The sequence below is a fragment of the Dokdonella aquatica genome, assembly GCF_051987395.1.
Taxonomy (GTDB): domain Bacteria; phylum Pseudomonadota; class Gammaproteobacteria; order Xanthomonadales; family Rhodanobacteraceae; genus Dokdonella.
This window is the reverse complement of sequence record NZ_CP197094.1, coordinates 1,613,057-1,625,611: the sequence shown is the minus strand read 5'-3', so window position 1 is coordinate 1,625,611 and position 12,555 is coordinate 1,613,057. Positions and strand designations below refer to the sequence as shown.

Sequence of the window (12,555 nt, the reverse complement as noted above, 5' to 3'; positions counted from 1 at the left end):
TTCACGGTCTTTCCCACGACCGCCGCCGCCATGACCAACCCGCTGCTCGACACCACGGGCCTGCCCCGCTTCTCCGCGATCCGCCCCGAGCACGTCGAACCCGCGATCGAGGCGATCCTCGCCGACTATCAGGCCGGCATCGACGCGATGCTGGCCTCGGACGCGCCGCGCACCTATGCGAACGTCGTCGAAGTCGCCGAGCGCCTCGACGAGCGCCTGTCGCAGGCCTGGTCGCCGGTCGGCCACTTGCACGGCGTCATGGATTCCGACGCGCTGCGCAAGGCCTACTCCGCCGCGCAGGACCGCATCGTCGAGTTCAACACGGCACTCGGCCAGAACCGCGAGCTGTACGCCGCGGTCAAGTCGGTCGCCGACGGTGCCGGCTTCGCCGCGCTGCCGCGCGCGGCGCGTACCGTCGTCGAACACGAACTGCGCGATTTCGAACTGTCGGGCGTCGCGCTCGAGGAGCCCGCGCGCTCGCGCTACCGCGAGATCTCGAGCGAGCTCGCGCGCCTGTCGACCGAGTTCGAGGAAGCCGTGCTCGACGCCACCGATGCCTGGTCCGAGCACGTCACTGACGAGGCCGCACTGGCCGGCATCCCGGAATCGGGCCTCGCCGTGCTGCGCGCCTACGCGCAGGAGAAGGAGCTCGACGACTGGCTCGTCACGCTCAAGCAGCCCAGCGTGCAGGCCGTGCTGACCTATGCCGACGACCGCGAGCTGCGCGCGCGCCTGTACCGTGCCTACGGCACGCGTGCGTCCGACACGGCCGAGGATCCGTCGCACGACAACACGGCGCGCATCGAGGCGATCATGGCGCTGCGCCACGAGTCGGCGCAGTTGATCGGTTTCGCCGATGCGGCCGTCGAATCGCTCGCGACCAAGATGGCGCCGACGCCGGACAAGGTCATCGCGTTCCTGCGCGATTTCGTCGCCAAGGCACGCCCGATGGCCGAGCGCGACCTCGCCGAGCTGCGTGCGTTCGCGCGCGACACGCTCGGCCTGGACGACCTGCAGCCGTGGGACGTGGCCTATGCCTCCGAGAAGCTGCGCGAGAAGACCTACGCGCTCAACGAGGAGGAGCTCAAGCCGTATTTCCCGGTCGACGCGGTCATGGACGGCCTGTTCGCCGTGGTCGAACGCGTGCTCGGCGTGCGGTTCCGCGCACGCACCGACGTCGACCTCTGGCACGCCGACGCGCGCTACTACGATGTCGTCGACGCGAAGGATGCCGTCATCGCCGGCGCTTACGTCGATCTCTATGCACGCACCGGCAAGCGTGGCGGCGCGTGGATGGACGTGTGCCGCACGCGTTACCGCACGCCTGACGGCTTGCAGCTGCCGGTCGCCTACCTGACCTGCAACTTCGCGCCGCCGACCGCGACGACGCCATCGCTGCTCACCCACGACGACGTCGTCACGCTGTTCCACGAGTTCGGCCATGGCCTGCACCACATGCTGACCGAGGTCGAGCACGCAGGCGTGTCGGGCATCAGCGGCGTCGAGTGGGACGCGGTCGAACTGCCGAGCCAGTTCATGGAGAACTTCGCCTGGCAGCGCGAGGGCCTGGACCTCATCGCGCGGCACTGGCAGACCGGGGAGCGCCTGCCCGACGCGTTGTTCGACCGCATGCAGGCCGCGCGCAACTTCCAGTCCGGCCTGTTCCTCGTGCGCCAGCTCGAGTTCGGCCTGTTCGACTTCCGCCTGCACCACGAGTACGACCCGGCACGTGGCGCGCGCACGCTCGAGATCCTCGAGGACGTGCGCCGCGAGGTCGCGGTGATCGTGCCGCCGGCGTGGCATCGCTTCCCGCATGCGTTCACGCACGTTTTCTCGGGCGGTTACGCGGCCGGCTACTACAGCTACCTGTGGGCCGAGGTGCTGTCGGCCGACGCGTTCGAGCGCTTCGAGCAGGAGGGCGTGTTCAATCGAGGCGTCGGCGAGGCATGGCGCGAGTCGGTGCTCGCGGTCGGCGGCTCGCGGCCTGCGCTCGAATCGTTCGTCGCGTTCCGCGGTCGCGAACCCGAGCCCGACGCGCTGCTGCGCAGCTACGGTCTTGCCGCCTGATCGATGCCTGCAACGAGAACGCCGCCCATCGGGCGGCGTTTTCGTTCGCATCCTTGCGAAGGATCAGCGGTGCCGTTCCATCGGCTCCGCGATCCTTTCCAGCCATTCGCGCGTCTCGTCGGTGACGAGCTCGGTCGGGCGTGCCTGATCGAGTTCGCTCCAGGCCGCGCGGGCCCGTTCCCGTATCGCTTCGCGTGCCTCCTCGCGGACCAGGAACTCGCGGATCGCTTCACGCATGAGGTAGTGGGGGGTGCGCTGGCGAGCCTTGGCGAGCGCTCGCAGGCGGTCGTGTTCGAGTGGATCGAGTTTGATCGACGTTGCCATGTCTGCTCCGTGCGACAGGGGAGATGCGGTCCGGCGCCGCGTCGTTCTCCGGAGGGATGCGCGGCGGACGACCTTCCGTGGTCGTTCGCCGCGCGGGGGACCGCTTACTTGTTCTGCTGCGCCTGCAGCAGGCCGACCGCCGGGATACAGGTGCCGTCGAAGCCGGCGTTGAACACGGGGTCGAGTGCATCGAGGTTGCGCAGGTGGAACGGGATCGCCGCCTGGCTCGAGTAGCGCAGCTGGGCGTTGACCGTGTACGAGCCGGCGACACCGTTGCCGGTCGCCTCGACCCACGCGAAGCCGTCCTCGTCGGTCGTCGTGCGCACGCTGAAGCCGCTCGAGTTGCCGTCGGTCAGCGTCGCCGTCGGACCGCTGATCGGCGCCGTGAAGTCGACCTCGAGGCCTTGCAGCGGGTTGTCCTGGGCGTCGGTGACGTGGACCAGGAGGACGCACGAGAACAGGCCACCGAGCGAACCGTTGAGCGTGGTCTCGCCGGCCGGATCCGGATCGATCGACGGGTCGAGCATGTTGGTGGCGGCGTACTGTGCGACCGGGCCGAGGCCAGCGATGCTCGCGGTGATGTGGTACTCGCCGGCGATGCCGTTGGCGATCGCGGTCGTGGTGGCCGTGCCGTTCACGCCGGTCGTGACCGACGTCGGCGAGAGCGCCGCGCTCGCACCGGTCGACGGCGCCGAGAACGTCACGATCGCACCCGGGACGACATTGCCGAAGGCATCGAGGACGCGCAGGCCGAGCGGTGCCGCGAACGGCTGGCCGGTGATCGGCGTCTGGCCCGAGCCGCTCGGCGCATCGATGGCCGCGGCGGGACCGGCCGTGTTGGTCAGCGGGAACGTGATCGGCGTGGCGATGCCGGCGATCGAGACCGTGACATTGTAGGTACCGGCGATCGTGTTGGCCCTCGCGTTCGTCGTCACCTGGCCGGTCGGGCTGCTGGTGACCGTGGCGGGATTGAACGTCGCACTCGCGCCGCTCGACGGCGCCGAGAACGTGACCTGCACGCCTGGTACGGCGTTGTCGAACGCGTCGCGGACGATGAACGAGATCGGACCCGAGAACGGCTGGTCGGCCGCGGCGCTCTGGCCACCGCCGGTGATCGGACCGATGCCGGCGGCCGGGCCCGCGCTGTTGGTGAGCGGGAACGTGATCGGCGTGGCGACGCCGGCGACCGAGACCGTGACGTTGTAGGTGCCGGCAATCGTGTTCGCCGTGGCCGTGGTCGTGACGAGGCCGTTGGCACCGCTGGTGACCGTGGACGGGCTGAACGTCGCGCTCGCACCGCTCGACGGCGCCGAGAACGTCACCTGCACGCCCGGGACCGCGTTGCCGAACGCATCCTGGACCGCGAAGCCGATCGGCCCCGAGAACGGCTGGCCCGCGACCGCGGACTGGCCGCCACCGCTGATCGGGCCGGCACCCGCGACCGGACCCGGCGCATTGACCATGTTGAACACGAGCGGGGTCGGCACGCCGGCGATGTTGGCGGTGATCTGGTAGGAGCCCGCAATCGTGTTCGCCGTCGTCGTGACCGAAGCCACGCCATTCGCGTTCGTGGTCGCCGGATTCGGGGTGACGGTGGCACTGGCGCCGCTCGACGGCGTCGTGAAACTCACGCTGACACCCGGGATGGCGTCACCGAGTGCATCGAGCACCGTGATCGCGATCGGCGGGGTGATCGGCTGGCCGACCGTGCCCGTGAACGGACCGGGCGAAGCCGGAACCACCGATGCCGGCACCGGATTGATCAGGTGCGTGGTCAGCGTGACGTTGTCGAACGCGACCGTGCCGAGCAGCTGGGCCGTGAGCAGGCCGCTCGGCTCCGCGAAGAGGTGCGTGTGGATCGTGCCGCTGACACTGGCGCCGGTCGTGTACTCGACGCTGACGCGGTACGTCGTGCCGTTGAGCAGGGTCAGCGTCGCGCCGGGCTGGATGCTCGAGATGACGCGCGACGCGCTCGTCGGGCCGGTCGACAGCGCGACGCCGGCATTGCCGGAGGTCAGCAGGGAGAGGCCGAGCAGGGCGTTCGCATTGACGTCGGCGCTGAGCACGTAGCGACGGTTGGCGACCCACGCGATGCCCGTGTCCTGATGGATGTGGGCGTGGTTGTTGATGATGCCGAGGACGTCGATACCGAGCAGGCCCGTCACCTCGACGTGGCCACCGCCGACCGTGACGGTCGGCTGTGCGAGCGTGTTGAGCGCGCCGGCGTAGCTGGCCGACCAGGGACCAGCGCCGATGAGCGTGGTCGCGGCGCCACCGAGCAGGCTGCCGCCGACGCTGCCGTGGTTGCCCGCATGCGAGAAGTCACCGTTCGGGATGGTCAGCGGCGCGGCGTGCGCGACGGCGCCGAACAGGAAGGCGCCGGCGACGCAGGCCAGCGCACGGGAAAAGCCTCGTCGCCTGGACCTGCCGACCGCGATGCGGGAGGGACTTGCCTGGCAGGGTGCCTCGATCGTGTGCGCATCCATAACCCATTCCTTCTTGCGATGGCCGCTCCGCTTGGCCGGGGCCCTGGAGCGACCCTGTTGCATGCCCTCTGCTGCGGCGTCCCGATGGACCCCCGCGGCCGGCGAAGACCCCTTCGCCCGTGACATGCGCCCCGACGCCCTCCGGAATGCCCGTGGCGTGCCAGAACGTCGCATGACGAATGGACTTATTACTTTTGTATACCGTTTGTGCGTGGGCCATCACACCTGCAGACCCTTTGTTATCCGCTGATAAACAATCCCGAAGGCGTTTTGTGACGCAGTGCGGCATCGGTGATACCCGCCCGACCCGGGGTTCTGCACCGTGTCTGCAACATTGTGTCCTGATCTGACACTGTGCACATGTATACATGTCACGGAATGCCACGGGCGGGGAAAGTGGGCGTTCAGGTGGCGCCTCGACCCCGCCGACGGCACACTCGGGATTCGTCACCGATACCGCCGCCGATGACCGACACCCGCCCCGCTCCGACCACAGGCCCGTGCCAGGTCATCGCACGGACCCCTCGGCTCGCCTTGCGCGAGCTCCATCAAGGCGACGCCGGGCAGATGCTCGATCTCCTGAACGACGCCGACTTCCTGCGCCACATCGGCGACCGGGGCGTACGCTCGCCTGACGACGCGCTCGCCTACATCGCGGCCGGCCCCGTCGCCAGCTATGCCGTGAACGGTTTCGGCCTGTGGGCCGTCGAGCGCCTCGAGGACGGCGCCTGGCTCGGCATCTGCGGCCTGATCCGGCGCGATACGCTCCCCGATGTCGACCTCGGCTACGCGCTGCTGCCCGCCTATCGCGGCATGGGCTACGCCCACGAGGCCGCAGCCGCGGCGTTCGCGCATGCCCGGGATGTCGTCGGGCTGGAGCGGTTGCTGGCGATCGTCTCGCCCGACAACGCCCCCTCCCGGCGCCTGCTCGGGAAGCTCGGCTTCACCTTCGAGCGCCTCGTCCGCCTGCAGGCCGGCGCGGACGACACGGCGCTCTACGGCTGGTCCAGGGGTTGACGCCGCCGGCACACGCGGCCTGCGGTGGACATGCCGGGACCTGCACCGCAGACTTCCGCTCCTGAACCGCAGGAGCGTCGCGCGTGCCAATCGGCCTGGGCCTTCATTTCATCATCGCGATCTTTTTCGCCGTGCACGCCGTGCGCAATGGTCAGGAACGCTACTGGCTGTTCATCCTGTTCATGTTTCCGATCCTCGGCAGCCTCGTCTACGCATTCGCGATCTGGCTGCCGGAGGCACGCCGCAGCCGCGGCGGCCAGCGCCTCGCGCGCAGCGTGCGTGCGAAGCTCGACCCGGGCCGTGAACTGCGCGAAGCCGAGCAGGCGTTCGGCTACACGGCGACGATCGACAACCGCCTGCGCCTCGCCGCCGCGCTCGTCGAGGCGGGCCGCCACGGCGAGGCCGTGCGCCACTACCGCGAGGCGTTGACCGGCGTGCATGCCGACGATCCGCACCTGCACGTGGGCCTCGCCCGCGCCCTGTTCGCCGACGGCCAGGCCGCCCAGGCACGCGAGGTGCTCGACGGCCTGATCGCGCGCCATCCCGACTTCCGCTCCCCCGAGGGACACCTTCTCTATGCACGCGCGACCGCGGCGAGCGGCGATCGCGCCCGCGCGCGCGAGGAGTTCGACGTGCTGGTCGGCTACTTTCCGGGCCTCGAAGCGCGCACGCATTACGCCGAGGCACTCGCCGGCTGGGGTGAACGCGACACGGCGCGACGCGTCGCCGACGAGGCCCTGCAGCACGCGCGCCAGCTGCCGGCGTACGCACGCCGTGCGAACGCGGAATGGCTGACGCGCCTGCGCAGGCTCGACGACGCGCCTGCCGCCGGCACGGCGACCACGGAGTAGCCATGTACCTGGAGTACTACGGGCTGCGCGAAGCGCCGTTCTCGATCACGCCGGATCCGCGCTACGTGTTCCTGTCCGAGCGCCACCGCGATGCGCTCGCCCATCTCCTTTACGGTGTCGGCAAGGGCGGCAGCGGCGGCTTCGTCCAGCTCACGGGGGAAGTGGGCACGGGCAAGACCACGCTGAGCCGGCTGCTGCTCGAACAGCTGCCCGAGAACACGCGCGTCGCGCTGCTGCTCAACCCGCGGCTGTCTCCCGTGGAGATGATCGAAGCCGCCTGCGAGGAGCTCAAGCTCGACATCGAGGGCCGTCGCGGCAGCCTCAAGGGCCTGACCGACGCGCTCAACACCTACCTTCTCGACGCGTACGCGCAAGGCCTGCGTGTCGTGCTCATCGTCGACGAGGCGCAGAACCTCTCGATGGACGCGCTCGAGCAGATCCGCCTGCTGACCAACCTCGAGACGCCCACGCAGAAGCTGCTGCAGATCATCCTGCTCGGCCAGCCCGAGCTGCGCGACATGCTCATGCGCCCGGAGCTTCGCCAGCTCGCGCAGCGCATTACCGCGCGCTACCACCTGACGCCTCTGGACGCCGCCGAGACCGAGGCCTACGTCAAGCACCGCATGGCCGTCGCCGGCAACGCGCGCCAGCCGTTCACGCGACTCGGCCTTCGCGCGCTCTACCAGCGTTCGGGCGGCATCCCGCGCCTGATCAACGTGATCGCCGACCGCGCGCTGATGGCAGGCTACGCGCGCGAGCAGCAGAACATCGGCGAACGCCTCGTCGACCGCTCCGCCGACGAGACCCTGCCGGGCCACGCGCGCTACTGGCTGCGCCGCTATCTGCGATGGGGCATCGCCGCGGTGCTCGTCACGGCGATCGCGGGTGGCGCATGGCGCTACCTGGATCCCGCGATCCCTGCGGTCGTGCCCGAGCCGCCACCGGTCGCCGTCCCCGAACCGGCCGCCGACGTCTCCGCCACCGCGCTGCAGGAGCGCCTCGCCCAGCCGGGGGAGACCGACCTCTACGCGACGACCCAGTTGCTCGCACGCTGGCAGGTCGGCTCGCAGGAGACCTCGGTGCGCGACGCGACGCGTTGCGCCGCCGTGCTCGCGCCAGGCCTCAACTGCCTGCGTGGCCGCGCTTCGCTCGAGCAGGCGCTGCGTTTCGACCGTCCGCTCGTACTCGTGCTGCAGTCGGGAGAGCAACGCGCGCATGCGCTGCTGCTCGGCGCCGGGCGCCGGCATGTGCGCCTGGACATCGCCGGGGAAACCCTGGACCTGCCGCGCGCGTCACTCGCGGCATTCTGGTCGGGCGAGTTCATGGCGATCTGGCGCGTACCGACCGGTGTCCCCGCGGCGATGAAGCGCGGTGACGCCGGCCCCGGCATCGCCTGGGCCAAGGACCGCCTGCACGCGCTCGACCAGGGTGCGACCAGCGAGTCGGGTCCGGCCTTCTTCGACGCCGACCTCGAGGAGCGCGTACGCAAGCTGCAGCTCGCCTACGGCATCCGCGCCGACGGCATCATCGGTCCCGAGACGCTGTTCGCGCTGTCCGCACTCGACCCGACCGGGCCCCGTCTCGCGCGCACGATCGACTGACCTGCCACGGGGTCCGGCAGCGCGGCTGGCCGGGTCGCGCTAAGCTGCCGCGCCGGCCGGATTCCGATCCGCGTGGCGAACGAATCCAAGCCCCCAGAGTCCAAGCCTGTCCATGTCGCTGATCCTCGAAGCCCTCAAGAAGTCCGAAAACCAGCGCCGCCTCGGCGAGGCCCCCTCACTGGGGTCGCCGGTCATGGCCGTGCGCCGGCGTCGCAGCAGGCTGCCGATGCTCCTCGGATTCATCGTCGTCGCGCTCGCGGCGGGCTGGTGGCTGCGCCAGGCGCCGCAGGACGCCGGAACCGCCGACGTGGCCGCGACGATGCCGGTTGCCGATCCGGGCGCGGCACCGCACGACGCGCCGTCCACGCCGCCGCGCGCCGATGCTCCGCTCGTCACGGCGATGCCGCCGCCGCAAGCCGTGCCACCCGCGGACGCTGCAACGCGCCTGCCACAGAGCAAGGTCGCACCCGATGCCACCACCGGCCTCGCCCCCGACCTGCGCGAGAAGGTGCGCTCGGGCGAACTCGTCGTCGCCAATTCGCAGCTGCTCAAGCCGGGGCAGCCCGCGGTCATCAAGGAGTCCGAAGCGCTGACGCCCGGCCCCGCCACGCCCCTGCCACCACCCGCTGCGGCCGAGGCGCAGCAGGCCGCACAGGCTCCTGCGGTCGCAGCGCCGGAGAGCAAGGCCGTCGTGCCGACGCTCGACGCGCGTGCGCCGGCGGAAAAGCACGCGGCGGCGGAGCCTCCCGCAGCCGCCGTGCCGCAGGCAGCCGAAGGTCCGGCGACGCCGCTGATCTGGGAGCTGCCGTACGCGCAGCGCCGCGACATTCCCGAGCTCAAGGTCACGATGCACGTCTACGCGACCGAACCGGCCCAGCGCTTCGCCATCATCAACGGCGAGCGCCATGTCGAGGGTGACGACGTCGGCAGCCTCAAGCTCGGCGAGATCCGCGCGGACGGCATCGTGTTCGTCAACAACGGCCAGCGCTTTCTGCTCCCGCGCGGCGGCCGCTGAGCCGCGCGTGTTCGTCCACCTCGACAGCCGGCGCCGCGCGCGCCCGCCGTGGGCGACGATCCTGCTCGTGGCCACGTGCGTCGCGGCGTTCCTGTGGATCGCCACCGAACCGGCCGGTGACCGCGCGCGCTTCATCAAGCTGTGGGGCACGGTACCGTCCACGCTGCTCGACACCAGCGCGCCGTGGCTGACGCAGCTCGCCGAACTGCGCTTCGCACGCCTGGTCACCGCGTTGTTCATCCATGCCGACTGGCTGCACCTGACCACGAACCTGCTGTTCCTGATCATCTTCGGCGTGCCGGCCGAGCGTGCGCTCGGTTTCCGGCGCTTCCTCGCGCTGTTCGTGATCGTCGGTGCGCTCGCCAACCTCGTCGGCGCGGTGACGCTCGCGGGCACGAACTCGCCGATCGTCGGTTCGAGCGGCGCGGTCTCGGGCATCGTCGGCGCCTACCTCGCGCTGTTCCCGCGCGCGCGCCTCGGCCTCGTGCTGCCACTCGGCGTGTTCCTCGAATTCGTGCGCATCCCGGCCTCGCTGCTGATCGGCTTCTGGGCCGTGCTGCAGATCCTGTTCACCTACGTCGGTCCGGCCTTCGGCACGGTCGCGTGGTGGACGCACATCGCCGGGTTCCTGATCGGCATCGTGTTCGCGCTGCTCATGCGACCCTCGGTCGCGAGGCGCCTGCGCGGCTGACGGCGCGCTGCTGCACGCCTGCGCGGCACGCATCCCGTACCGGCCGCCGGTTCGAGGGCGCGCGATCGGCGCACCCCCGAACCGTGCAGATCTCAGTCGAAGCCGCTGCTGAAGATCGTGTCGTCGAAGTCGGTGCTCAGCGTGATGCCGTCGAACCAGCCGGTCGGCCCGCCGAGCACGGCTTCCGGACCGGCGCCGGGCGGGGCGATCGGACTGCCGTTCTGCACGACGAGGTAGACCGTCAGCGTGGTGTACATGCCCCACACCTCCGCGGGCACATTGATGAACGCCGGCGCCACCGGCGTCGCCCACGAGCTCCCGCTCGACAGCAACAACGACCCGGTCCTCGCGGTGGGAGCATTGGTGCAGCCATCGATCGTGGCCGTGCTGTAGCGCAGCTCCCAGTCGAGCCACACGCGATTCGGCGGCGTGAGCGGCGACACGCCGGTCGTGCGTCCCCAGCCGTCGAGCGCATAAAGGCCGGGACCCGGCAGGTGGATGCACTGCCGGCGCACCGCGACGCGGGCCTGGTCGACGCCGACGGTGGCCTGCAACGAGCCGGATCCGGCCGGGCCGGTCACGTTCTGGGTCGCGTCGCGCGCGGACGGCGCCAGCGTCTCCCATTGGCGGAGATCGACGTCGAAATCGGCGTTGAGCACGAGCGGCTGCAGGTACGGACGCTCGAGCGCGCCGACGTCGGTCAGGCCGCCCTCGTTCGGATTGACCGGCACGTCGACCGCGCGTGGATGCCCGAACAGGTCCACGCCCGCACCGGCCTGCGTGGGGGCGAAGTCGACCGCACGCGCGCCGGCCATCGGCATGTAGTCGCCGTTCGCGCGATCGACGAAGCGCGAGACCGCGAACGTGACGCCGGACGGCAGCGCATTGGCGATGGCGATCACGTGTTCGATGTCGCGGCTGCCTCCGCTCGAGCCGACATTGCTGGCGAAGATCGCCTTGCCGGGCTGGTCGACGATGCTGCGCCGGAGGGCGAAATCCTCGTTGATCGACAGCACGCCGTTGGCACCGATCGTGTTGTCGGCCACGGTGACGTGGTTCAGGGAGATCCAGACGGTGCTCGAATCCTGGTTCTGGTCGTCGCGGATCAGCGCGTTCTGCACGCTGTTGCCGGTGATCAGCGCATTGTCGAGGTACATGCGGGTGTCCTCCTCGCCGGAGAGGTACATGAGCCAGCCTCCGTCGTTGTCCTGGAAGGCGACGCGCGAGGCGACGAAGCGTGCGTCTTCCGACAGGTGGATGACCGCGCCGGTGGTGTAGCCGGTGGTGTTGTCGCGGATGTACCCGCACGGCCGTCCGACCGGACACGGTGCGGCCGACGGACTCAGCGCATGCACCGGCACGGGCACGTTGAAGTACGCCCCGCCCCCCATCGCACTCGCCCCGAAAGCCCCCCAGTTGTCGTGGGACAGATGGATCGCCGCGCCGACCGGCGCGCGGTTGCCGCGGATGTCGACGTTGCGCAGCTGCGCCACGGCCGTGGTTTCGCTGCCGGGAAATCCGCTGCCGATGCCCGAGTCGTAGCGGGGCTGCACGTGGATGCCGCCACCGCGCTGGGTCGCCACGTTGTTGGCGATCAGGACCGGCTCGCCGGTCGTGCTGAACACCTGCACTTCGGCGAGCTCGTTGTCGTCGCCGGCGGTCTCGACGGCGATGCCGCCGCCGATCGCCGCGGTGTTGCCCTGCACGCCGAACAGGCCGCCGCTCACGTAGGCGTACGACCCGCGGTCGCCGCTGCGGACGAACAGGCCGCCGCCGCTGCCGCCCGCCGTGTTGAACATGATCGCGCTGGCAACGCCGCGGATCGTCATCTCGAGCTCCTGCGCGAGCGCGCCGCCGCCGTGGTTGCGCGCCGTGTTGTACGAGATGACGGTGTTCTCGAGGATGACCTCGGCCAGTGAGGTGATCCCGTGCGCGTAGAGGCCGCCGCCCTCGTCGGCACTGTTCTCGGTGATCACGGAATCGATGATGCGCAGGATGCCGCTGCCGTGGAAATGCACGCCGCCGCCGTCGTCGTCGCCGGCCTGGTCGCCGCCGCGGATCTCGAGGTTGCGCAGCGTGAAATCGGCGCTCCCGCGCAGCGCGATCACCGAGCGCGCCTGCCCGCCGCTGCCGTCGAGGACCGTATTGCCGGTCGGCTGCTGGCTCGTGCAGGTGGTCCAGCCACCGACGATCTCGACATCCTGATCGGTATTGGTGCTGACCTGGATCCCGTTCCAGGTCGCCGTGCGCACGATGCGCACGACATCGGCGCCGCTGTTGTTCGCCGCCGAGTCGAGTGCGGCCTGCAAGGTGGTGTGGGTGCAGCTGGACGCCGGCCCGACCGTGAAGATCGCAGCGGTGGCGAGGGGTGCCTGGGCCAGGCCCAGGAGCAGAACGAACGCGGGTATCCGGAATCGCATGGGTCTTCTCCGTCGGGGTTCGATGCGGGGAACACCGCGACGTGGCGATCCGGGACATCGGCGATCCGCGACGACCATCGCGA

General features: G+C 70.2%; 9 protein-coding genes. 6 read left to right on the top strand and 3 right to left on the bottom strand.

All coding sequences use genetic code 11. From position 1 onward, the window contains the following. Nucleotides 1-30: 30 nt before the first annotated feature. Nucleotides 31-2,067, top strand: a complete 2,037-nt coding sequence (locus tag ACQQ2N_RS07340; RefSeq protein ID WP_440225051.1) for a M3 family metallopeptidase — start codon at nucleotides 31-33, stop codon at nucleotides 2,065-2,067. A gap of 63 nt (nucleotides 2,068-2,130) precedes the next feature. Here ACQQ2N_RS07340 and ACQQ2N_RS07335 read toward each other — a convergent pair whose 3' ends face one another. Together ACQQ2N_RS07335 and ACQQ2N_RS07330 are read right to left on the bottom strand one after the other, a co-directional pair. After that, on the bottom strand, nucleotides 2,131-2,391 hold the full coding sequence (locus tag ACQQ2N_RS07335; protein WP_440225050.1) for a CopG family ribbon-helix-helix protein: 261 nt from the start codon (nucleotides 2,389-2,391) through the stop codon (nucleotides 2,131-2,133). Between the two features lie 104 nt (nucleotides 2,392-2,495). Then, entirely contained in the window at nucleotides 2,496-4,877 is a 2,382-nt protein-coding gene (locus tag ACQQ2N_RS07330; protein ID WP_440225049.1) for a beta strand repeat-containing protein, read from the bottom strand. A gap of 465 nt (nucleotides 4,878-5,342) precedes the next feature. Between ACQQ2N_RS07330 and ACQQ2N_RS07325 the strand changes: the two genes are divergently transcribed. The 5 genes from ACQQ2N_RS07325 (at nucleotide 5,343) to ACQQ2N_RS07305 (ending at nucleotide 10,052) form a co-directional block, all read left to right on the top strand. Then, on the top strand, nucleotides 5,343-5,894 hold the full coding sequence (locus ACQQ2N_RS07325; RefSeq protein WP_440225048.1) for a GNAT family N-acetyltransferase: 552 nt from the start codon (nucleotides 5,343-5,345) through the stop codon (nucleotides 5,892-5,894). A gap of 83 nt (nucleotides 5,895-5,977) precedes the next feature. After that, a complete protein-coding gene (locus tag ACQQ2N_RS07320; protein ID WP_440225046.1) occupies nucleotides 5,978-6,745 on the top strand; it encodes a tetratricopeptide repeat protein in 768 nt (255 codons plus the stop codon). Between the two features lie 2 nt (nucleotides 6,746-6,747). Then, the gene (locus ACQQ2N_RS07315) at nucleotides 6,748-8,346 is read left to right on the top strand and encodes an AAA family ATPase (protein ID WP_440225045.1); all 1,599 of its coding nucleotides are present in this window, start codon (nucleotides 6,748-6,750) and stop codon (nucleotides 8,344-8,346) included. Between the two features lie 112 nt (nucleotides 8,347-8,458). Then, nucleotides 8,459-9,361, top strand: a complete 903-nt coding sequence (locus ACQQ2N_RS07310; RefSeq protein ID WP_440225043.1) for a general secretion pathway protein GspB — start codon at nucleotides 8,459-8,461, stop codon at nucleotides 9,359-9,361. A 7-nt stretch (nucleotides 9,362-9,368) separates the two neighbouring features. After that, nucleotides 9,369-10,052, top strand: a complete 684-nt coding sequence (locus tag ACQQ2N_RS07305) for a rhomboid family intramembrane serine protease (protein WP_440225042.1) — start codon at nucleotides 9,369-9,371, stop codon at nucleotides 10,050-10,052. A gap of 92 nt (nucleotides 10,053-10,144) precedes the next feature. Here the strand turns inward: ACQQ2N_RS07305 and ACQQ2N_RS07300 are convergent, their stop codons facing one another. Beyond that, nucleotides 10,145-12,472 (bottom strand): hypothetical protein, encoded by a 2,328-nt coding sequence (locus tag ACQQ2N_RS07300; RefSeq protein WP_440225041.1) that lies wholly within the window; start codon nucleotides 12,470-12,472, stop codon nucleotides 10,145-10,147. Between the last annotated feature and the right edge of the window lie 83 nt (nucleotides 12,473-12,555).